This is a genomic window from Sandaracinaceae bacterium, from assembly GCA_016706685.1.
Lineage (GTDB): Bacteria > Myxococcota_A > Polyangia > Polyangiales > Houyiibacteriaceae > JADJJE01.
In genome coordinates, this window is the sequence record JADJJE010000018.1 from 53441 (window position 1) to 75522 (window position 22082).

A 22082-nucleotide genomic window follows, 5' to 3' on the forward strand; every position below is an offset into this window, starting at 1 on the left:
GTCTCGTCCGCGTAGCTTGTGCGTCGAGGAACTTCACATGACCGACAACGCCCTATTCTGGAATGGAATCGCCGAGAAGTACGCGCGCACACCGGTGGCGAACCCGGCCGCCTTCGACCGCAAGATCGCGCTCACCAAGGGCGCGCATGCGGCCCGAGCACCACCTGCTCGAGATCGGCTGCGGCACGGGCTCGCTCGCGCTGCGGCTCGCGCCCAGCGCCGCCCAGATCCACGGGCTCGACATCTCCACGGAGATGGTGCGCATCGCGCGTGGCAAGGCGGCCGCTGCCGGCGTGGACAACGTCACGTTCCACGTCGGGCCCTTCGACGACTCGTTCACGGCCTTCGCACCCGAGTCGTTCGACGGCATCTGCGCCTACAGCATCTTGCACCTGATGGAGGACCGCCCCGCCGCGCTCGCGCGCATGTTCTCCCTGCTCAAGCCGGGCGGGTTCTTCGCCTCGTCCACGGCCGTCCTCGGGGAGTCGCTCGTGCCCTACCGGCCGATTCTCGCCGTGGCGCGCGCGTTCGGGAAGGCGCCCGAGGTGGTGACCGTCCTGCGCAAGAGCATGCTCGAGGCCGAGGTGCGCGCTGCCGGCTTCGTGGACGTGCAGCAGCCCGACGTGGGGGCGGAGCCGACCATCGCGTTCATGCTGGCCACCAAACCTCTCGGCTAGCGCCTGCGAGTCGGCTTGTGGCTCGCTCCGGGCCGCACTACCACGCACGCACCGTGCGAGTCGTCCTCTTCGTTGCCCTGGCCAGCCTCCTCTCGGCGTGCAGTGCCGCCGCGCCGCAGCCGGTCCACCCTGTCTCGCGGGTCATCGTGGTGGGAGCTGGCATGTCCGGCATCGCCGCCGCCCGCGCGCTGCACGCCGCCGGCCACGAGGTGGTGGTGCTCGAGGCGCGCGACCGTCTCGGCGGGCGGATCCACACCGTGTCCCTCGACGGAGTGGCCGTGGACGCAGGGGCTGCGTGGCTGCACGGTGTGCGCGACAACCCGCTGGTGGGGGTCGCGGAGGCTTATGGGTTCACGCTCGTGGACGATGACGTGGACGATGTGGCCCTGGCGGTGTCCACCACCGAGGGGCCGTTCGACGACGCCGAGATCGAGGCCGCGTTCGGCACGGCGGACCGCTTCTTCACGCGGCTCCCGGCGCTGCGCTCTTCTCTCGGACCGCTGGCCAGCGTGGCAGACGGGAGCGACGCCTTCTTCGCCGAGGAGGACCTCGACCTCCGCGCCGCCCTGCTGGGTCGGGCCATGCTGGAGCGCAACTACCTCGAGCTGGACTACGCCGCGCCGCTCGGCCTCCAGTCGCTGCGCTGGGTGGACGAGGACCCCGCGCTGCGCGGGGGCGACCAGCTCATCGTGGGCGGCTACGGGCAGCTGATCGAGCGCCTGGCGGAGGGGCTCGACGTGCGCCTCTCCGAGGTGGTCACGCGCATCGAGTACGACGCCACCGGGGTCACGGTGCACGCGAGCAGCGGCGCCGTCATGGGCTCGCACGTCATCGTCACGGTGCCGCTCGGCGTGCTCCGGGCCGGGAGCATCGCGTTCGAGCCGCCGCTCCCCACCGAGAAGCTGGAGGCCATCGCGCGCCTCGACCTCGCCAACCTCGAGAAGGTCATCTTCCGCTTCGACACGCTGTTCTGGGACGACATCGAGGACAACTCGGGGCTCGTGATCTCGGAGGTCGACGGGGAGATGCCCGGCTTCTTCGACCTCACGCGCGAGGCGGGCGCGCCCACGCTGGTGGTGCTCTACGGAGGCGCCTACGCGCGCAGTGCCCAGGCGACGGCGAGCGACGCCGACCTGGTGGTGCGTGCCCTCGAGCACCTGGCCGTCTTGCTGGGCCGCGAGGTCCCCGAGCCGACGGCCACCCACGTGACCCGCTGGACGAGCGATCCGTTCGCGCGTGGGTCCTATGCGTTCATCCCGACCGGAGCCTCGCCAGCCGATATGGACGCCGTGCGTGCGCCCGTCGCGGACCGAGTGTTCTTCGCTGGCGAGGGCACGCGCTTCACCACCGCGTCCACCGTCCACGGTGCGTTCCTGTCCGGGCTCGACGCGGCGCGCTCGCTGGGCGTCTCGTCACCCGAGATCCCCGGTTACGCGCGCTAGGTCTCGCCCGTGCGCCCCTCGCGCCTGTTCTCGCGGCGGGTCTCTCGCTACCATCGGGGCCGATGAGCCTTCCCGCCGCGCCCCCGCACACCGCACTCGTGGCGCTGACCCTCGCTCTCACGGTCCTGACGGGCTGCGGCCGCGAGCCCTTGGCGCCGCCTCCCGAGACCCCAGCGGCCGAGCCGCCCGCAGCGCCGCCCACCGAGCCCCCGCCGCCGCCATTCACGCTGAGCGTCATGGCCACCAACGACGTGCACGGGCGCCTCGGGCGGTTGGCCGTGATCGGCGGGTACGTTTCGAACCTGCGGCGCGTGCGCGCGGCGGACGGCGGCGCGGTGGTGCTGCTGGACGCGGGCGACATCTTCCAGGGCACGCTCGAGTCCAACATGGCGGAGGGCGCGCCCATGGTGGCGGCCTTCAACGCGCTCGGGTACGACGCGGCGGCGCTGGGCAACCACGAGTTCGACTATGGCCCCGTGGGCCCCGACGCCACGCCGGCCGGCCCGAACGACGACCCGCGCGGCGCGTTGCTCGCGCGCGTGGCCGAGATGCGCTTCCCACTGTTGGTTTCCAACCTGCACTACCGGGACGGGCGCCCGCTGGGCTGGCGCGGCGTGCAGGCCTCGGTGATGCTGGACCCGGCCCGCACGCGGGGCGTCCCAGTGGGCGTGATCGGCGGCACCACGGCCGAGGCGCTCACCTCCACGCTGGCCGACAACGTGCGTGACCTCATGGTGACGCCGCTCGCGCCCGCGGTGCGGGAGCAGGCGCAGGGGCTTCGCGCGCAGGGGGCCGTGGTGGTGCTGCTGACGGTGCACGCGGGCGGGCGCTGCAACCAGTTCGAGGACCCGCACGACCTGAGCAGCTGCGAGGCCGGCGAAGAGGTCTTCGAGCTGGCCGGCGAGCTGGGGCCCGGGGTGGTGGACCTCATCGTGGCGGGCCACTCGCACGCGGGTGTGGCGCACGTGGTCTCGGGCGTCCCCATCATCGAGAGCTACGCCAACGGGGCGGCGTTCGGGCGCGTGGACATCACCGTGGACCCCGGCGCCGCGCGCGTGACCGAGGTGCGCCTGCACCCGCCGCACTTCACCTGCGACAACGAGCACGGCGAGCTGGGCACCTGCGAGACCTCGCCGTACGAAGGCGCCCCGGTGGTGCCGCACGAGGGCGTGCTGGCCGCCACGCGCGACGCCCTGGCCAGCGCCGAGGCCCTGCGCGCGCGCCGCCTCGGTGTCTCGGTGCCCGTCCCGCTCGAGCGCCGCCATCGCGACGAGGGGCCGCTCGGCAACCTGCTCACCGACCTCATGCGCGCGCTCTACCCCGACGCCGACGTGGCGGTGCTGAACGCGGGCGGCGTGCGCCACTCCATCGCGGCCGGGCCGCTGACCTACGGCGAACTCTACGAGGCCATCCCCTTCGACAATCGTTTCGCGCGCGTGCGTCTGACGGCCCGCGAGGTGCGCGAGATGTACGAAGAGAACCTGAGCGAGGACAACGGCCTGCTGCTCATCAGCGGCCTGCGCGTGCGAGCCCGCTGCGAGGCCGGGCGCGTGGCGGTCAGGCTCGAGGACGCGCGCGGCCGAGCCATCCCCGACCGGCGCGTGCTGGTGATGATCACCAACGACTTCCTGGCCACCGGCGACCGACACGCGTTCGGGCGGCTGCGGGCCGAGGGGGCCGTGGTCATCGAGCCCGGGCCACCCATGCGCGACCGCATCGCAGAGCTGCTGGAGCGGCGTGGGGGCGTGATCGACGGGCGGGACACTGCGCTGTTCGACCCCTCGCGGCTGCGCGTGGACTACCCGGGCCGCCGCCCCATGGTCTGCCCGCCCTGAGGGGCCACGCTTCCGGGCCTCAGCGCAGGGTGGGCAGCGGCACGCCCAGCTCGGTGCTCAGCTCTTCCAGGAGCTCGCGCATCACCTCGGCGCGGCGCGCGGCTTCATGCCGGCCCGCCTCGGTGCGCATGGTGGCCGCCAGGCCGAACAGCTTCGTGAAGAAGTGGTCGATGGAGTAGCGCCGGTCGTCGAGCGCCCGGTCCTCCGCCCACGGGTCACTGGCGTGGAAGTACTCGGCGCCCATGCGCGAGCCCGTGGAGATGGTGCGGAACACCCCGATGACGCCCAGCGCCTCGAGGCGGTCGGCGTCTTGCAGCGCCTCGCCTAGCAACGACGTGGGCGCCTCGGCGCGGCTGAAGCTGTGCGTGCGGATGGCCGCCCCCACCCGGCTCGCGGCCTCCTCGCTGAAGCCCAGCTCCAGCAGCCACTCGGTGGCCACGGCCTCGCTCTGCTCGCTGGCCAGCGCCCGGTCCGGGTGGTCTTTCGGCAGGTTCACCACGTCGTGCAGCAGCGCGGCCGCGATCATCTCGCGCGGGTCCACGTCCTCGCCGCCCAGCAGCAGCCCGGCCCGCGCCACCCGCAGCGCGTGCTCCACGTCGTGGCCCGGGTCCCCGGCGATGCGCGGGGTCACCCGCTCCAGCAGGGTGGCCAAGCACGAATCGCTCGCGATGCGCTCGAGCAGCTCGGCGCGCGTGGGGGAGGGGGGCATCGGCGCAACCTACGCGACGTGTCCGCCGCCGTCACCCAGCAGCTGCCCGATGGCCACCGTCCACACCTCGGGCTTGTCCCGCATGTGGCTGATGCGCCGCGCGCGCTTCTGGAAGATGGTGGGCGTGGGGTCCTTTTGCAGCCGCGTGATCTCCTCGCGCAGCTTCCGGCGGGCCTCGTGCACGCGCCACGCGATGGTGCCCTCGGTGGTCTCGAGCACCACGGCCGCCTCGCTGTAGTTCATGCCCTGGAGCGTGGTGAGCACCACGGTGGTGCGCAGCACGGGGCTCAGCCGGTCGAAGGCCGCCAGCAGCTGCCCATAGGCCTCCTGCAGCTCGAGGGTGCGAGCGGGGTCTCCCGCCGCATCCACCGCGATAGCGGCGGTGATACGCGGGTCGTCCAGCGGCGCCGTGGGCCGCCGGCCCCGGTCGCGCTTCACGTTGAGCGCGCGGTGCAGGGCGATGCGGTACAGCCACGTGAAGAACTGGCTGCGCCCCTCGAACTCGTGCAGCCGCGCGTAGGCCCGCAGGAAGGCGTCCTGGGTGATGTCGTCCGCGTCGGAGGGGCTGCCCGTGAGGTGCAGGGCCAGGGCATAGATGCGGGGCCGGTAGCGCAGGACCAGCGCCTCGAACGCGCGCCGGTCCCCCGCTTGGGCGGCGGCGACCAGCTCCGCGGCCTCTCGGCCTCGGGCTTCGGCGCCCACCTGGGGCTGCTCTTCGTCGCGGGACGTCATCTGCCTATCGGAACCATCAGGCTCGCCATCCTTGGGTGGAAGTGCGCACTATGCCGAGCTTGGTTGGCCGCTGCGACCCTACATCCGCTGAGTTTGGTTACATTCTCGCACCTGGGTCGGCCTCGGAGTATCCTCCCTGTAGGTGTCGGTCCGCCGACACCGGGCCCTTTCTGGGCGCTCCTTGATCGCCTCCCATCGATCTGTTAAGACCAATCTCCCCTGTTCCTCGGACGAAAGAACTGGTGAGGAGCCGTTCGGGTCGACCTCTGGCCGCCCTGACCCCACCCTCGCCACCAGACTTTCACTCCCAACGTTCTCTGTCCTCTAGGCGAGCGCCTCCGCTCGCAGGTTCGTCCCGATGCTATTCGACTGGCTCTACGGACTCTTCTCCAACGACCTCGCCATTGACCTCGGCACGGCTACCACCCTGATCTACGTCAAGGGGCGTGGCATCGTGAGCTGTGAGCCGTCCGTGGTCGCCGTCCAGCGCGACCCGCGCGGCGGCAAGAAGGTGCTCGAGGTCGGCAAGGCCGCGAAGGAAATGCTCGGCCGCACGCCCGGTTCCGTCGTGGCTGTCCGGCCGCTGCGTGATGGCGTCATCGCCGACTTCGAGATCACCGAGGCGATGCTCCGCTACTTCATCAACAAGGCGCACAACCGGAGCACCCTGGTTCGGCCCCGCATCATCATCTGTGTGCCCTTCGGCATCACCGAGGTGGAGAAGCGCGCCGTGAAGGAAGCCGCCGAGGGCGCCCGGGCCCGCGAGGTCTACCTCATCGAGGAGCCCATGGCGGCCGCCATCGGGGCTGGCCTGCCCATCACCGAGCCCAGCGGCAACATGGTCGTGGACATCGGCGGGGGCACCACCGAGGTGGCCGTCATCTCGCTGGCCGGCATCGTCTACTCGCAGTCCGTGCGGGTGGGCGGCGACAAGATGGACGACGCGATCATCGCGTACATGAAGCGCAAGTATAACCTCCTGATCGGCGAGCAGACGGCCGAGCGGGTGAAGTGCACCATCGGCAACGCCCACGCCGGCGACGAGACCCTGACCATGGAGGTCAAGGGGCGCGACTTGGTGGCCGGTGTGCCCAAGACGGTCATCGTGAACGGTGACGAGATCCGCGACGCCCTGAGCGAGCCCATCAACGCCATCGTCGAGGCGGTCATGACCGCGCTCGAGCGCACGCCCCCCGAGCTGTCGGCCGACATCGTGGACAAGGGCATCGTCCTCACGGGCGGCGGCGCGCTGCTGCGCAACCTGGACGTGCTGCTTCGCGAAGAGACGGGCCTCCCGGTCATGGTGGCAGACGACCCGATCAGCGCCGTGGTGCTCGGCTCGGGCAAGGTGCTGGACCACCCCCGCCTGCTCAAGGAAGTGACGATCCAATAGCCGCTGCCCGCGATCGCTCGCGCGATGGCGGAGCTCCTGACTGGGATCCGAAGGGCGCATGAACACACTTCGGCGGTTTCGAGATGCAGTGATCTCCGTGGCGCTGCTGATCCTCCCCTTCCTGGTCCTCCAGGCCAATCTGAAGGACCCGTCGAAGGTCAACGCGTTCGACAAGGTCATCGTGGAGCTCAGCGGCACGCTGCAGCAGGCTGGCGTGAGCGCGGCCGACGCGGTGGGCGCCGTCATTCAGGAGTACTTCTACCTGGTGGACGTGGGGCGCGAGAACGAGCGTCTGCGCCTCGACAACGCGCGCTATCGGGAAGAGAACCGCCAGCTGCGCCTGTTGGGTCACGAGAACGAGCGTCTGCGGCAGCTGCTGGAGCTGCGCACGCGTATCGGAGGTGACTCGGTGAGCGCGCAGGTGATCGGCAAAGACACGTCGGAGTACTTTCGGGTGGTGCGCCTGGTGGTGGACCGCGGCGAGCGTGACCGGGTGCGCGTGGGCATGCCGGTGGTCTCGTCCGAGGGGCTCGTGGGCCAGGTCTCGCGGCTGTTCGGTGACCGCGCGGACGTGCGCCTCACCGTGGACCAGCAGAGCGCCGTGGACATCATCATCCCGCGCACCGGGACGCGCGGCATGCTGCGGGGCACCGGCGAGCGCACGCGCTACGCCGCCCGCATCGAGTACCTGGAGCGCACCGACGAGATCCGCGTGGGCGACGACGTGTACACGAGCGGCCTCGGCCACCGCTTCCCGGCCAGCATCCTGGTGGGCCGCGTGACCGAGGTGAGGCGCCGTGAGTTCGGGCTCTACCAGCAGGCCGAGGTCACGCCGTCGGTGGACTTCTCGGCCCTCGAAGAGGTGCTGATCCTGACCAGCGGCTCGCGCGAGCAGACCGCCGACGAGCGCTCGGCCGACGTCCCCGAGCTGGACCTCGAGGCCCCGCGATGAGCACGCTCCAGCGCAGCGTGCTGATCGTGGCGCTGGGCTTCGCGCTCCTGCTGCTGCGCTCCGTGGTCTGGCGCGCCGTGGCGCTGGGCCCCTTCACGCCGCAGCTGGTGCTGCCCATGGCCATCTTCCTGGGGGTCTCCCCGGACGTGCGGCTGGTGCGCGGCGCCGTCATCGCGTTCTTGCTGGGCTACCTGAGCGATGGCTTCTGCGGGCTGCCCATGAGCGTGCACACGTTCCTCACCATGGCCACGTACCTGATCGTGCGCGGCATGGGGCTGCGGGTCTTCTTGCGCGGCCCGTGGTTCCAGGTGGGGCTCACGTTCGTGGCCTCGGCGCTCTTCGGGCTGGCCACCACGGGCGTGCGCTCCATCTTCGAGGCCGAGGCGCCCTTCGCCGTGGACGGCGGCTCACGGCTGCTCATTTACAGCACGGTGGCCACGGCGTTCGCCACGGCCCTGGTGTCACCGGTGGTGTTCGCCGCCATGCGCTCCATCGAGGACACGGCCACTGGCCGCAGGGAGTCGGCAGCCACGTGATCATGCTGTCCCAGCGCCGCGAGGTCGGCGAGTTCCGCAAGCGCTACAAGTGGTTCGCGCTGGTGGCGGTGCTGGCCTACGGCGGCCTCATGGTGCGCATGCTCTCGCTGCAGGTGGTGCACGCCGACGAGTGGCGCGAGGCGGCCCGCGACAACGTCACCAAGACGCTCACGGAGCGCGCCACGCGCGGCATCATCCGGGACACGCGGGGCCAGACCATCGCCACCAACCGCGCGTCGTACACGGTGTACGCCACGCCCTCGTTGCTCTCGCCCGAGCAGATGGACCTGACGGTCAGCCTGATGGGGCTCACCCCCGAAGACGCCCAGTCCTTCCGCAGCCGCATCGAGACGGTGGAGACCCGTCGGCGCACGCATCAGATCCGCGCCTTCGCCGACATCACCCGTGACCAGGTGGCCGCGCTCGAGGAGCACAGCCCCGAGCTGCCCGGCATCGACGTGGTGGCCGGGCCCGTGCGGCAGTACGCCTTCGGCGCGCTGGGGGCGCACACCGTCGGCTACCTGAACGAGGTCAGCGCCGAAGACCTCGAGCGCCTGGCGGACCAGAACTACTACCGGGCCGGGGACCGCGTGGGCCGCATGGGCATCGAGCGCAGCCTCGAGAGCGTGCTGCGCGGGCGACGTGGGTTTCGACACGTGATGGTGAACGCGCGTGGCCGGCGGCTCACCGAGCAAGAAGCCCCTCCCATGGAAGGCGAGAGCCACCGTGAGGCCGTGCCGGGCCACGACGTGGTGCTCACGCTCGACATGGAGCTCATGCGCATGGCGCAGCGCGCGTTCCAGGGGCACCCCTCGGGCGGCGTGGTGGTGGTGGACGTGCACACGGGGCGCATCCGCGCGCTGTACTCGAAGCCGGCCTACGACCTGAACGAGCTGACCGGCCGCCTGTCCGTGGAGGCCTACCGCGAGATGGTGGACAACCCGCACCGTCCGCTGATCGACAAGACCATCTACGACACGTTCTTCCCGGGCTCCACGTTCAAGCCCTTCAGCGCGCTCTCCGCGCTGCAAGAGGGCGCCATGGACCCGCGCGAGCTGGTGTTCTGCGAGGGCTCGCTCAAGATCGGTAACCAGCGCATGCGCTGCACCGCGCAGCACGGCGACGTGGACATGCGCTCGGCGCTGGTGCAGTCGTGCAACGTGTACTTCTGGGCCCTGGCGGAGCGCGTGGGTCTCGACCGGCTCAACCGCTACGCGCGTGACTTCGGGCTGGCGGAGCGCACGGGCATCGGCATCAACAGCGAGGCGCGCGGGTTCCTCGCCTCGCGTCAGTGGTACGAGGAGCACTACGGCCGGTTCCGCCTGGGCTACACGCTCAACACGGCCATCGGTCAGGGAAACACGCGCGTGACGCTGCTGCAGCTGGCGCTGGCGTACGCCGCGCTCGCCAACGGCGGCGTGCTCTATGCGCCGCAGCTGATCGAGCGCATCGAGACCCCGGATGGCGCCGTGGTGGAGGAGCCCGAGCCGCACGTGCGCAGGCGCCTCGGCGTGGACCCCGAGCACCTCGCGTTCAACGCCGAAGCCCTCCGTGGCGTCGTCAACGACGAAGAGGGCACCGCCTTCAGCGCCATGATCGCGGGAGGCGTGTCCATCAGCGGCAAGACCGGCACGGCCGAGGTGGCGCCCGGCAGCCAGCGCTCCGGCGACGCGCGCCGCGCGGCCTACTTCCGCCAGTCGCACGCGTGGTTCGCGGGCTTCGCGCCCTCGGACGACCCGCAGGTGGCCATCGTGGTGCTGGTGGAGCACGGCGGCGCCGGTGGTCGAAACGCGGCCCCTATCGCCACGCGCATCCTGCAGGAGTACTTGGCGGGCACCACCGACCGGCCGGCGCCTCCCCCGCCCGAGGAGCCGGCCCCTCGCCGCGGGCAGCCCCGCCGCCCCCGAGGAGCGCGCTGAGATGGCCATCGGACGCGGAATTCGCGAGCAGTTCGACTGGCCGCTGTTCGTCTGCGTGATGGCCATCGCCACGCTGGGCGTCATCAACCTGTACAGCGCCACCAGCGCCGACGCGCACTACGCGGACTTGTACATCCAGCAGATCTACTGGCTCACGCTGGGCGCTGGCGTGGCCACGCTGGTGGCCGCCATCGACTACCGCCACTTCGAGCGCTTCGGCTGGTTCGCCTACGGTGGCGGCATCGTGCTGCTGGTGCTGGTGTTCCTGCTGGGGCGCAGCATCCGCGGCAGCACGCGCTGGATCCCCATCGGCACGTTCTCGCTGCAGCCCAGCGAGCTCATGAAGGTGGCGCTCATCGTGGCGCTGGCGAAGTTCCTGCACGACGACACCAAGACGGACGGGCGCGCGCTCAAGGACCTGATCATCCCGGGCATGATCCTGGCGGTCCCCATGGGCCTCATCCTGGCGCAGCCGGACCTGGGCACCGCGCTCATGTGCGCGTTCATCTTCGGCACCATCATGGTGCTCACCCAGCTCAAGCTGCGCTCGCTGTTCACGCTGGCCGCGCTGTTCGCGGCCGCTGCACCGCTGGCGTACAACTACGCCCTGCGCGGGTACCAGAAAGAGCGCATCACGGCGTTCTTGGCGCTGTGGTCCGGCGAGCAGGACATCCAGGACGCGGGCTGGCACACGCACCAGAGCCTGGTCTCCATCGGCAGCGGTGGCGTCTTCGGCAAGGGCTACATGCAGGGCACGCAGAACCAGTTCGGCTTCCTGCCCGACCGCCACTCCGACTTCCCGTTCGCCGTCTGGGCCGAGGAGCAGGGGCTGCTGGGCACCACGCTGTTGGTGGGGCTCTACCTGTTCCTGGTGCTCTGGGGCCTGCGCATCGCCTCACAGGCCAAGGACCGCTTCGGCGCCGTGTGCGCCGTGGGCGTGTCGGCGCTCATCTTCTGGCAGTCGGTCATCAACCTGGGGATGGTGTCCGGCATGCTGCCCGTGGTGGGCATCACGCTGCCCCTCTTCAGCCACGGCGGCTCGTCGGTGCTCACGGTGTCCATCTGCATCGGGTTGCTGATGAACATCTCGATGCGCCGCTTCCAGTACTGAGCGGTGCGGCCGCTGCGGGCTGGCTCAGAGCGGGACCTCGACGCCCACCTGCACCATGAAGGGCCGGTAGCCGCGGGCACCGAACGGCCGGCGCGACACCAGCGGCTGTGCGTTGGTCACGTTCTCGAGCCGTAGTGTGACGTCGAAGCGCTCGAGCACGGTGTAGCTGCCGGTGACATCCACGATCAGGTAGCCCTCGGTGCGCACGGAGTTGTCGGCGACCTCGGGCATCGCGCTCACGTAGGTGCCCGACGCGTTCACGGCCCAGTCCTCGTGGTGCAGGCCCAGCTGCAGCGACCACTGGTGCTCCGGGACATAGGGCACGGGGTCACCCACGCGCACGCTGCCCAGCTGAGGGTCGCCCGACTCCGAGAACGCCGTGCGGAACGTGGCGCGCGTGAACGTGTAGGAGAGGTGCATGGGCAGCGTGAGGTCGTGGCCCAGGTCCAGCTCGTAGGCCGCTTGCAGCTCGACGCCGCCGATCAGCACGTCGCCCGCGTTGAACTGCCGGTCGAGGTCCATCGCGTCGCAGCCACCGCTGCCACCGCACTGGGTCACGAACTGCTGATAGTCGTTCACGAACCCGATCAGCTCGCCGCTCAGGCCATGCTCTTCGTGTTGGACCCGCACCCCCGCCTCGTAGGCGATGGACGTCTCCATCTCCACGTCGTCCCCGGCGCCGGGCGCGAGCGGGCTGAAGCCGCGGTGCACCCCCACCAGCGCGGCCACGTGCTCGGTGAGCTCGTAGGTGGCGCCGAGGCCAGGGAGCACCACCAGGTACGTCTGCGTCGAGCTGCGCGGGCCGCCGGCGGCGAGCTCGTCCCGCAGGGTGGCGCGGATGCTCTCGATGCGGATGCCGGGCTTCACGGTCAGCCCTCGGTACGAAAGCGAGTACGCGGCGTGCCCCGCCAGCGCGGTGGCCGAGCCCTCGTTCAGCGTGATGGTGCTCGGGTCGTCGCCGTTGGCCACCAGCTGCTGCGCGATCAACGAGTACGCGCGCTCCACGTGGTTGCGGTCGATCTCGTCGTAGTGCAGCCGAAGGCCGACGATGAGCTCCTGCTCGACGGCCTCGCCGAACGTGGCGTGGAGCTCCGTCTGGATGCCCTGCGAGACGAAGCGGCGCGCGTTGCTGACCACCAGCAGGTCGTGCTCCGGGCCGAACTCCGTGGAGTCGCGCTCCCCGGAGAGCACACGGTAGTAGGTGTCGCGCCCGCCGGTGGGGTTGTTCAGTGTGTCGAAGAGGGAGGGGCCCGTTCCGTCGCGCTCGCCCACGAAGCGGTTGAGGCGGCGCCAGGTGCGCTGGAAGTCGTGACGGTAGGCGGTGGTCACGAAGTCCACGTGCTCGCCGATCACCAAGTGATGGCGGAGCTCCACCTGCGTGCGCCACCACGTCATGCGGTCGAGCTGGCTCGCGGCGTAGCGCCGGTAGGGGTTGTCCCGGAAGTCTTCGTCCGACAGTCCGAGGTACGTCTCGTTGCTGCGCTCGCGCGAGAAGCCGAGCTTGAGCTCGAGCCGGTTGAAGATGGGCTCGCCCGGCGTGGTCTGCACGAAGCTGCGCAACATGAACTCGCTGCGGTTGAAGCCCGTGTCTGGGTCGCCGGCGTCGATGTCGCGGAAGCCGTTGGTGCCGAGGTGCACGCCCTCGAACAAGATGCCCGCGTGGCGGCTGCTGCCGCCGTAGTAGAAGTGCGTGCGGCGGTACTGGAAGCGGCCGTAAGACAGCTCGAAGCGTCCCTCGGGCGTGGTGGGCACCTCGCGCGTGCGCAGGTTGATGGCGCCGCCGATCGTGTTGGGCCCGAAGAGCACCGCGGCCGGGCCCTTGTAGACGTCCACGCCCACGATGCGCGAGAAGATGGGGAAGTAGTACGCGGCGGGCGCGGAGTACGGCGCCGGGCCGAACAGCACGCCGTCCTCCATGAGCGTGACCTTGCGGCTACGGTCCGACGTGGTGCCGCGCAGGCCGATGTTGGGGCGCAGGCCGAAGCCCTCTTCCTGGCGTACGTAGACGCCGGGCACCTGCTGGAGCGCGCTGTTCACGTCATCGTAGTCGTAGGCGTCCAGCGTCTCTGCGGAGAGCTGCTGCACGGAGCCACCGGTGCGGAAGGGGTCGATGGGCGCGCGCACCTCGTAGGCGTCCAGCACCCAGTCGTCGTCTTCGTCGTCCTCCTCATCTTCGTCGCCCGCGCCGTCGTCCTCGGATCCCTCTTCGTCCTCGGCTTCCTCTTCGCGCGGCTCGGCTTCTTCTTCCGCAAGCTCTTCGGACAGCGCGCTCCAGTCGATGGGCGCGTCTTCCTCTTCCTCCGCCCCTTCGGCAGGGGTCTCGGCGGGCGGCTCATCGGGGGCAGGCGGTGCGTCCGGATCCGGGTCTTCTGACGGTGCGGTGTCCGCGTCCACGTCGGGGGCAGCGTCCCGCGGGGCATCGGGGGCGGGCGCTTCGGGAGCTTGGGCCTGCGCCACCGGCGAGGAGAGCGCGAGGAGGAGAGTCAGCAGGGTGAGTCGGCGCATGGGGCAAGTCATCGACCGAGCGCGAGCGTGCGAGCTCGAGGCGGGGGTGGCGTGTGGAGAGGGGGCGTGGTGGGGGCCGGCAGGATGTAGCGAGCGGGGCTGAGGCCGTCGCGCACACCAGCGAGATCCACGTCGGGATCGATCAGGCGCTGGCTGGGGCGCCCGTTGAGGGACACGAACACGTCGGCGCGCACCTGCACGTCTTCATGGCCGCGCGCGCGGTAGTCGGCCGCGATGCGATGCGCCAGCTGCAGGATGAGATCGGGCTGACCGGCCATCTCGCGCTCTTGGAGCGCGTTCAGGTAGCGGCAGGGCTCCACCCGTTGCTCGTTCACCAGGCCGCGCGCGCGCACGCGGTATGTCACGGCGCCGGTCTTGCTGCGCACCATCACGCGGAACGAGAAGCGCATGCCCTGCTCGTGCCAGAGCACGTTGCCGCCATAGGCGTGGGCGCGCAGCGGGAGGGCCACCTGCACCAGCATGTAGAGGGCGAGCGCCAGCGTGAGCGGCGCGGTGAGGCGTGCCGACGTGGGGCTGGCCACCGTTCGCTGGATGAGCCGTGGAGCGCTGCTGCGTGCTCTGCCCAGGCGCGCGAGCGCATACCGTGGCCAGTCGGCGTCGAAGAAGATGGGCGCCGAGAGCATCATCAGGAACGGGAAGATCCCGATGTGGAACAGCACGTGCGTGAGCGCGTGGAAGACGATCACCAGCGCATACGCATAGGGGCGCGTGCGGCGCAGCAGCAGCCAGAAGACGATGGTGCTGTCGAACAGGAAGCCCGCCCAGCTCATGATGAGCGGCATGTGTGGCAGGCCGAAGAGCGGGCCGAAGAGCGGCGTCTCGGTGCGCGCGGCGAGCCAGATGCCCAGCGGCTGCCCATGCAGGAGCCAGTCGGGCTGCGCCTTGGCCAACCCCGCGAACACGTAGACCACGCCCACCTGGAAGCGCAGCACGAAGAGGCACCAGGCAGGCAGCGTGTCGCGCCGCAGACCAGGGCGCAGGCGTGCGTCCAGCGACAGCGCGCGGTGGGCCGGGACCACGCAGAACAGCAGGGCCAGCAGCGCCGCCTGGTAGTAGTGGTTCAGGTAGTTGCTGACGTCGCACAGCTCCACGTAGACGAAGCTGAGCAAGAACACGGGCGCGGCGACGCGGTACAGCAGCCCCACGCACGCCAGCGCGGCGGACACGGCCATGACCACGTGCAGCGTCATCATGGCGCTGGGGCTCAACACCTGAACGGCGCTGGCGCCCCAGTAGTGGAAGAAGAACGAGGGCTGCACGAAGCAGCGCTCTACCCAGCCCTCGGCCATGAAGCGCACGGACGACGCGCACATCAGGCCGAAAAAGAGCACGCGGAAGACCGCGACGGACGCGATGTCCACCTCGCTCGAGAGGCGCTCACGGACACGCGTGACGAGGCTCGGCGCGGACATGGTCAGTCGTTGTCGGAGCCCGCGCGGTTGGGCGGATCGAGCGACAGCGTGGCCAGGAACGTGGTCTTCAGGTCGGTGGTGCAGAGCTGCACCGCGGCGTGCAGCGCGCGCACGTCGTCGAGGTCGGACACCAGCGCCTCGGCCAGCGTGCCGTCCACATTGCCCACCGCGGCGATGGCCGCGTCGATGTGCGCCAGCATGTCGGTGGCGAAGGCGCTCGCGCCCACGTCGACCAGCAAGTCATCGAAGCCCAAGCCGTCGCCGCCCGTGATCATCAGGCGATAGCCGATCAGGTTGTGCAGGATGCGCTCCTTGTTGTCACCGGCGTACAGCGACTCGAGCGTCTCCGGGCAGGTGGCCGTGGTGCACTCGCTCAGGCCGGCAGGGCGCCCGATGCGCATGTCCTTCGTGATCTGATCCAGCACGAAGAGCCCGTCGGCCAGCGCGTTGAGCCCCTCCTGCGCGCTGCGATAGAGCGCGCCCGCGCGCATGGGGGCGGTGAGCTCCTGCAGGAAGGCCGGGTCCCATGCCGCCACCAGCGCGTCGGCGTGTGCCTTGACCTGCGTGCTCAGCACTCTGGCCATTTGGGCGCGCCGCACGTCGAGCGCGGCGGGGTCGGCCGCCAGCGCGGCCCAGGTGCCGTTGGTGTTGATCTCGGCGGCGGCACCACAGGCGTTCGCTGTGGTGTCCACGAAGAGCAGGTAGTCGATGGCGCCGAGGCCGCGGATGTTCAGCGGCTCGGCACCCAACACCGTGGCGTCCTGGTGCGTGGCGCCCGCCAAGAAGCGGTCCACGCCGCACAGGCTGAGCGGCACCACGGACCACGAGTACATCTCGTCGAACAGGTCTTGCCCGCCTGGGGTCAGCGTCGCCGCGCCGAGCGGCCCCGCGGTCATCAGCTCGACCTCCATCATGGACTCCATCAGCAGCCGGTACGCCGCCTGCGCCGCGGTCCGGTCTGCGAGCAGGCCGCTGGCGACGAACGTGGCGATGGCCGTGTCCAGCGCGGTGGCGCGCGTCTGCAGCGTGCGGTAGCTGGGCAGCATCACGTTGGTGCCGAGCGCCGCGAGCACCTCGCTGCGGCGACCCAGCAGCGGCTCCTCGCTGCTGCCACAGCCCACGACGGCCAGCGGCATATAGAAGGAAGCGAGCACCAAGGTGAGGCTCGGCAGGAAGCGCGAGGGCGTGTGGGGGATGGTCATACGTAGGCGTGCGCGGGGCTGGAGGACGCTCAAGATGATGAAAGTCACTTTCAATAACACGCGGAGTGCTAGCAGTCGACTCCGAGGTGATCAAGAAGTCCCTCGGCCCCATGCCGGGAAAAATCCGTTGCCACGCGTGCGGACTTGGCCGACCTTCGGCGCCGACCTCCGACCTCCCACCAGGAAGATCCCATGAAGCGACCCCTCATCTCAGTCCTCGGCCTCTGTGCACTCCTCTCCGGCTGCGGCGGCGCTGCAGCCACCTCCGAGCCCGCCTCCACCACCACGGCGGTCGAGGAGACCCAGCAGCCGATCATGGCCGCGGGCGAGCTGACCCCCGGCGGCACCGTCGCCAACTTCGGCGTCCACAACCTCACCTCCGGCTTCATGCCCGACCCGTACACGGTGGACGTGGTCTCCGGCGGCGGGATCGACGCCTCCACCTCGAACGCAGGCGCTGGGTGCGCGGGCTGGGTCACCGGTCAGCCCGACGTCATCGTGAACTTCGAAGAGATGTCCGGCTTCCTGCGCTTCGCCTTTCGCCCGACCGCCGACGGCGCCGACGGCACGCTCGTGATCAACGACGGCCAGGGAAACTGGCACTGCAACGACGACGCGTCGGGTCTGAACCCGGTAGTCGACCTGGCCGACGCGCCTCCCGGTCAGTACGACATCTGGATCGGCAGCTACAACTCGGAAGACCGCATCACCGGGCAGCTGCTGGTGACCGAGCTGACCGAAGTGATGCCGTGAACCACGCGCCGCGTGCGCGCGCGCTCTCGCGGTGCGCACGCGGTGGTAGGCTCCCTGGCAGATGACGCCGGGTGACAAAGTCGCGGACCGCTTCGTGCTCGTGCGCCAGGTGGGCGAGGGAGGGATGGGGGCCGTCTTCCTCGCTACCGATCAGCGCACGGGCGGGCAGGTGGCGCTCAAGACGCTCACGCTCGCGGGTGACGCCGCGCGGGCCCGCTTCGAGCGCGAGGCGCTGACGCTTCAGTCGCTCCAGCACCCGAACATCGTTGGCTACGTGGCCCACGGGCTGCCGCACGAGGGTGCGCCGTGGCTGGCCATGGAGTGGGTGGTGGGCGTGGCGCCCGACGAGACCGAGCTGCACCTCGCCGATGCGCTGCAGGTGCTGCGCGGCGCGGCGCGTGGGCTCGCGGCGGCGCACGCGCGCGGCGTCATCCACCGCGACATCAAGCCCAGCAATTGATCCTGGTGAACGGAGACCCGGAGCAGGTGAAGCTGCTCGACTTCGGCATCGCGCGGGGCCTCGTGCGCGGCGAGGGAGCCGTCACGCTGACGGCTACGGGCGAGACGATTGGGACGCCGCACTACATGGCGCCCGAGCAGGCGCGCGGGACGCGCCAGGTGGACGCGCGCGTGGACGTGTACGCGCTGGGCGCCGTGCTCTATCAGCTCATCGCGGGGCGGCCGCCGCTCGAGGGGCAGAGCGCCATCGCGGTGCTGGCCAAGATCCTGCTGGAGGAGCCCACGCCCATCGACGAGCTGGTGGAGGGCCTGCCCGACGGCGTGAGCGCGCTCGTGCACGCCATGCTGCAGAAGGACCCCGAGCGACGCCTGCCGGATGCGCGGGCCGTGCTGGACGCGCTCGACGCGCTGCCGCTGCCCACCACGGACCCTGTGCGGAGGCTGTCGCAGCCCGCGCGCTCGCTGGGCGCCGCCGAGCGCCGGCTGGTGTGCGTGGTGTTCGTGGCCGGCGATGGCGAGTCCGCCTCCGTGTACGCGCCCACGCTGGCCTCCGGGGTGGGCCTCGACGCGCGCGCGCCCATGGTGGACGTGGTGCGGCAGCACGGGGGCCACGCGGAGCTGCTGGCCGATGGCACGCTGGTGGCCACCTTCCCCGGCGAGCTGCCCACAGACCAGGCCAACCGTGCGGCGCGCTGTGCCCTGGCCCTGCGCGAGGTGGTGCGCGGGAGGCCCATCGCGGTGGTGGCGGGTCAGTCGCTGGTCAGCAGCGTGGTGCCCGTGGGCGAGGCCCTCGAGCGCGGCGCGCTGCTGCTGGCCGGGCTGGCGGCCGGGGCGGGCGCGAGCGAGGGAGGCGACGGAGCGCCGAGCGACGGAACCAGCCGCGTGCACATCGACGGCGTGGTGGAGAGCTTGCTCGGTCGTCGCTTCGAGTGCCGGCCTTTGGGCGGTGAGCGTCACGAGCTGGTGGACGTGCACGTGGCCCGCACCGGCGCGCGCCGTCTGCTGGGCGTGGAGGTGCCGTGCGTGGGCCGCCGCAGGGAGCTCGCTGCGATCGCGGCGCTCTTCCACGAGTGCGTGGAGGAGCCGGTGGCGCGCGCGTTGGTGGTGGTGGGCGCCGCAGGCTCGGGCAAGACGCGCTTGGTCCGTGAGGCGCTCGACGCCATGCAGGGCACAGACCTGGCGAGCCCTGCCGCACCGCAGCTCTGGGAGGGCCGCGCCGACGCCATGCGCGTGGGGGCGCCCTACGGCCTGGTGGGCGACCTGGTGCGCCGCGCTGCCGGCGTGCGTGAGGCCGACCCCGTGGCGGTGAAGCAGGTGAAGCTGGCGCAGTTCCTGGGCAGGTTCCTGAGAGGCACCGAGCTGCGCAGCGCGCTGTTCTTCCTGGGCGAGATGGTGCGTGCGCCGTTCCCCAACGAGGCCAGCGAGGCGCTGGCGGCTGCCCGCGCCGACGCCACCCTGATGGCCGACGCCATTCGTGGCGCCATGCTGCAGCTGCTGCGGGCCGCGACGGAACGCGCCCCGCTGGTGCTGGTGCTGGACGACTTCCAGCACGGCGACCACCCCTCGCGCGAGCTGCTGCATCACGCGCTGCGTCAGCTCGAAGATGCCCCGCTGTTCGTCATCGCGCTCGGGCGACCGGAGCTCGAGCAGCAGTTCCCGGGCCTCTGGGACGACCGCGAGCCGCAGACGCTGCGCCTCACGAAGCTCACCAAGAAAGCCTGCGAGCAGCTGGTCGACGCGGTCGTCGAAGGGGTGCGCGCGGAGGGTCGCCGCGTGGCGAGCCGCGGGGTGCTCGACAGCATCGTGGAGCGCGCGGACGGGAACGCGTTCTTCCTCGAAGAGATGCTGCGCGCGGCCATCGAGAGCCCCACCGCGGCGCTGCCCGACACGGTCATCGCCATGCTGCAAGCGCGCCTCGCCAGCCTGGACGCCGATGCGCGCCGCGTGCTGCGGGCCGCGAGCGTGTTCGGCGTGCGCTTCTGGGGCGGCGCCGTGGGGCACCTGCTGGGCCGCGCGGACGCGCCCGACGCCACGCTCGAGCACCTGGCGGAGCAGGAGCTCATCGACCTGGTGGACGAGCGCGACGTGCCCTCGGAGTGGACCTGGCGCTTCCGCCAAGACCTGGTGCGCGAGGCCGCCTACGCCATGCTCACCGACGAGGACCGGCGCCTCGGTCATCAGCTGGCGGGTCAGTGGCTGGTGGACAACGCCATCGCCGACCCGCTGTCCCTCGCCGGGCACCATCTGGCCGCGGGCGAGCACGGGCTTGCGGCGGCGGCGCTGGCGCAGGCCGCCGAGCAAGCGCTCGAGGCGTGCGACAACGAGGCTGCGCTGCGGCACGCGGAGCGCGGGCTCGCGCTGGCAGGGGACAGCGCCGCCGCGGAAGCGGACCACGGCGCGGTGCGGGCACGGTTGCTCGTCGTGATGGCTGAGGCGCAGCGCTGGCGCGGGGCGTATGCCGCCACGCTGGGGCCCGCCACGGAGGCGCTCGGGCTGCTCACCGAGGGCGAGGAGGCCTTTTACCGCGTGTTGGGCTGCGCCATCGTCGCGGCGGGCCAGACCAAGGACCAGAGCGCCCTCGAGCGCTGCTTGGCGCTCCTGGTGGCCACGCCGCCCAGCGATGCCGCGGCGGCCCAGCTCAAGCTCATCGCGTTGTGCCGGGGCGCGCACCAGCGGCTGGGGCAGCGGCGCTTGCAGGACGCCGACGCCCTGCTGAGCCGCGCGCAGACGCTGGCGCGCACGCTGCCGGCCGACGGCCCCGTGGTGGCGGCCTGGCTGCACACCACCTTCGCGGCGCGCGCGCACTTCGCCGGCGACTGGGTGGCCTACGTGCAGGAGACCGAGCGCGCGGTGCAGGCCTACGACCGGGCGCGCGACCTGCGGCATGCGTGCAATCAGCGCGTGCGCTGGGGCTATGGCCTGGTGGAGATGGGTGAGTTCGAGCGCGCCGTCACGGTGCTGCGCCGCGCGGTGGACAGGAGTCGGCCGAGCTGGGCGTGCCGCTGGTGGAGGGCTATGCGCTCCAGAACCTGGGGCTAGCCTATTGCCGCGTGGGGGAGCTGGGGCTGGCGCACGCCACGCTCCGCAACGCGGAGTCGTTGGGGGCGGCCCACCAGCACGGGAGCGTGGTGGCCGGTGCTTGCTACTACCTGGCCGAGGTGCTGCTCGAGTTGGGCAAGCTCGACGAGGCGCGCGCGTGCGCGAGCGTAGCCGCAGCCACGTTTGCGCCCAGCCGCTTCCACCACAGCCTGGCGCTCGCCGCGCAGGCACGCATCGCGCTGGCTGCGGGCGACATCGCGGGCGCGAGCGAACTGGCCGAGGCCGCGGCGCGAGACCGCGTGCCCGTGGCGTTCGCCGAGGGCAGCGACGCCATCGTGGACCTCACGCTTCTGCTCACGCGCCGCGCCGCAGGTGACCAGCCGGGAGCGGAGAGCGCCGCAGTGGCGGGCCTGGCGCGCCTCGAGATCTTCCTCACTGCCGTGCCCGACGAGGCCGCCCGAGCGCGCATGCGTGAGCGCGTGCCCGCACATGCCGGCTTGCTGGCGCAGCAGACGCGGGCCTGAGCGCTCGAGTCAGGCGCTCACTCGTTGCAGGCCCCCTCTGCGGCTATGCGGGCAGGCGCGCGCGCAGCGAGTACAGCAGCGGCAGGCGCGGCATGCCAGCGGGCAGCCGGAAGCTCCCGTCCGCGTGGCGCTCCATGAACGGCCAGCGCGCGAACGCGGTGTGGTCGAACTCGTGGAACAGCTCGAGCTGCAGGCCCTGCTCCAGCAGCGCACTCAGCACGTCGGAGATGGGGTGGCGGAACTCCACGGACACGTTGGCCGCCGTCGCGGCGCCCTGGTCGGCGTAGGTCCCGGGCTCGTCCCACACGGTGCCCGCCGGGTCGTGAAAGTAGCTGTTCTGGGCCGTGAGGCTGCGCGCCTCGAACACGTCGGTCAGCGGGTGGCACTCCACCAGGTAGAGGCAACCGCCGGGGTTCAGCAGCGCCCGGACCACACTGGCCCAGCGCCGGATGTCGTGCAGCCAGATGAGCGCACCGATGCCCGTGTACACCACGTCGTAGCGCTGCCCGAGCGCGGCCGGCGCGTCGAACACGTCGGCGCACACGAAGCGGGCCGTCAGGGATGCCTCGGCGGCCAGCGCGAGAGCCGCGTCCACGGCCGGCCGCGAAAAGTCGAGCCCCGTGACCTGCGCCCCGCGACGCGCCCACGACAGGGTGTCCATGCCGAAGTGGCACTGCAGGTGCACCAGCTGCTTCCCCTCTACCGAGCCCAGCTCCGAGGCCTCGAACGGCTGGAGCGAGCAGCGGCCGCTCTTCCAAGCGGCCACGTCGTAGAACTCACTCGCCACGTGGATGGGGACGCGCTCGTCCCACATCCGCCTGTTCTGCTCTTGGTAGCTCATGGACTCGGGCAGCCTACGGC

At 71.1% G+C, this 22082-nt stretch carries 17 protein-coding genes and 1 pseudogene; 12 read left to right on the forward strand and 6 right to left on the reverse strand.

Annotated features, from left to right (window positions below):
• The first annotated feature begins 37 nt into the window (after positions 1–37).
• The 3 genes and pseudogenes from IPI43_21890 to IPI43_21900 all read left to right on the forward strand — a co-directional run bounded on the left by IPI43_21890 (position 38) and on the right by IPI43_21900 (position 3954).
• Positions 38–677, forward strand: a pseudogene (locus IPI43_21890) (class I SAM-dependent methyltransferase).
• 53 nt (positions 678–730) lie between these two features.
• The gene (locus IPI43_21895; GenBank protein MBK7776750.1) at positions 731–2119 is read left to right on the forward strand and encodes an FAD-dependent oxidoreductase; all 1389 of its coding nucleotides are present in this window, start codon (positions 731–733) and stop codon (positions 2117–2119) included.
• A gap of 62 nt (positions 2120–2181) precedes the next feature.
• Positions 2182–3954: a 5'-nucleotidase C-terminal domain-containing protein gene (locus tag IPI43_21900; GenBank protein MBK7776751.1), complete on the forward strand. Its 1773-nt coding sequence runs from the start codon at positions 2182–2184 to the stop codon at positions 3952–3954.
• Between the two features lie 19 nt (positions 3955–3973).
• Here IPI43_21900 and IPI43_21905 read toward each other — a convergent pair whose 3' ends face one another.
• Entirely contained in the window at positions 3974–4663 is a 690-nt protein-coding gene (locus IPI43_21905) for an HD domain-containing protein (protein MBK7776752.1), read from the reverse strand.
• A gap of 9 nt (positions 4664–4672) precedes the next feature.
• The gene (locus IPI43_21910; protein MBK7776753.1) at positions 4673–5395 is read right to left on the reverse strand and encodes a sigma-70 family RNA polymerase sigma factor; all 723 of its coding nucleotides are present in this window, start codon (positions 5393–5395) and stop codon (positions 4673–4675) included.
• Between the two features lie 358 nt (positions 5396–5753).
• On the opposite strand from IPI43_21910, the gene IPI43_21915 reads away from it, so the two are divergent.
• From IPI43_21915 to rodA, 5 genes are read left to right on the forward strand one after another with little or no spacing between them, the layout of a single operon-like run.
• Positions 5754–6788: a rod shape-determining protein gene (locus IPI43_21915; protein MBK7776754.1), complete on the forward strand. Its 1035-nt coding sequence runs from the start codon at positions 5754–5756 to the stop codon at positions 6786–6788.
• Between the two features lie 58 nt (positions 6789–6846).
• Positions 6847–7740, forward strand: a complete 894-nt coding sequence (gene mreC, locus IPI43_21920; GenBank protein ID MBK7776755.1) for a rod shape-determining protein MreC — start codon at positions 6847–6849, stop codon at positions 7738–7740.
• Entirely contained in the window at positions 7737–8276 is a 540-nt protein-coding gene (mreD, locus tag IPI43_21925) for a rod shape-determining protein MreD (GenBank protein MBK7776756.1), read from the forward strand. The genes mreC and mreD overlap by 4 nt, the downstream gene beginning before the upstream one ends.
• 2 nt (positions 8277–8278) lie before the next feature.
• Entirely contained in the window at positions 8279–10195 is a 1917-nt protein-coding gene (gene mrdA, locus IPI43_21930) for a penicillin-binding protein 2 (GenBank protein MBK7776757.1), read from the forward strand.
• Between the two features lies 1 nt (position 10196).
• Positions 10197–11306, forward strand: coding sequence for a rod shape-determining protein RodA (gene rodA / locus IPI43_21935; protein ID MBK7776758.1), 1110 nt, complete (start codon positions 10197–10199; stop codon positions 11304–11306).
• A 24-nt stretch (positions 11307–11330) separates the two neighbouring features.
• On the opposite strand, the gene IPI43_21940 is transcribed toward rodA, so the two are convergent.
• The 3 genes from IPI43_21940 to IPI43_21950 are packed head-to-tail and all read right to left on the reverse strand — an operon-like array spanning position 11331 to position 16446.
• Positions 11331–13811 (reverse strand): TonB-dependent receptor, encoded by a 2481-nt coding sequence (locus IPI43_21940; GenBank protein MBK7776759.1) that lies wholly within the window; start codon positions 13809–13811, stop codon positions 11331–11333.
• Positions 13812–13819: 8 nt separating this feature from the next.
• A complete protein-coding gene (locus IPI43_21945) occupies positions 13820–15244 on the reverse strand; it encodes an HTTM domain-containing protein (GenBank protein MBK7776760.1) in 1425 nt (474 codons plus the stop codon).
• A 2-nt stretch (positions 15245–15246) separates the two neighbouring features.
• Positions 15247–16446 carry an imelysin family protein gene (locus IPI43_21950; protein MBK7776761.1) on the reverse strand — a complete coding sequence of 400 codons (1200 nt, stop codon included), beginning with the start codon at positions 16444–16446 and terminating at the stop codon, positions 15247–15249.
• Between the two features lie 192 nt (positions 16447–16638).
• Here IPI43_21950 and IPI43_21955 point away from each other — a divergent pair, with 192 nt between their 5' ends.
• The 4 genes from IPI43_21955 (at position 16639) to IPI43_21970 (ending at position 21221) form a co-directional block, all read left to right on the forward strand.
• Entirely contained in the window at positions 16639–17199 is a 561-nt protein-coding gene (locus tag IPI43_21955) for a hypothetical protein (protein ID MBK7776762.1), read from the forward strand.
• Positions 17200–17260: 61 nt separating this feature from the next.
• Positions 17261–17659: a protein kinase gene (locus IPI43_21960; protein MBK7776763.1), complete on the forward strand. Its 399-nt coding sequence runs from the start codon at positions 17261–17263 to the stop codon at positions 17657–17659.
• A gap of 5 nt (positions 17660–17664) precedes the next feature.
• Positions 17665–20697, forward strand: coding sequence for an AAA family ATPase (locus tag IPI43_21965; protein MBK7776764.1), 3033 nt, complete (start codon positions 17665–17667; stop codon positions 20695–20697).
• The gene (locus IPI43_21970) at positions 20655–21221 is read left to right on the forward strand and encodes a hypothetical protein (GenBank protein ID MBK7776765.1); all 567 of its coding nucleotides are present in this window, start codon (positions 20655–20657) and stop codon (positions 21219–21221) included. Before IPI43_21965 ends, IPI43_21970 begins: the two co-directional genes overlap by 43 nt.
• A 43-nt stretch (positions 21222–21264) precedes the next feature.
• Here IPI43_21970 and IPI43_21975 read toward each other — a convergent pair whose 3' ends face one another.
• A complete protein-coding gene (locus IPI43_21975) occupies positions 21265–22062 on the reverse strand; it encodes a class I SAM-dependent methyltransferase (protein MBK7776766.1) in 798 nt (265 codons plus the stop codon).
• Between the last annotated feature and the right edge of the window lie 20 nt (positions 22063–22082).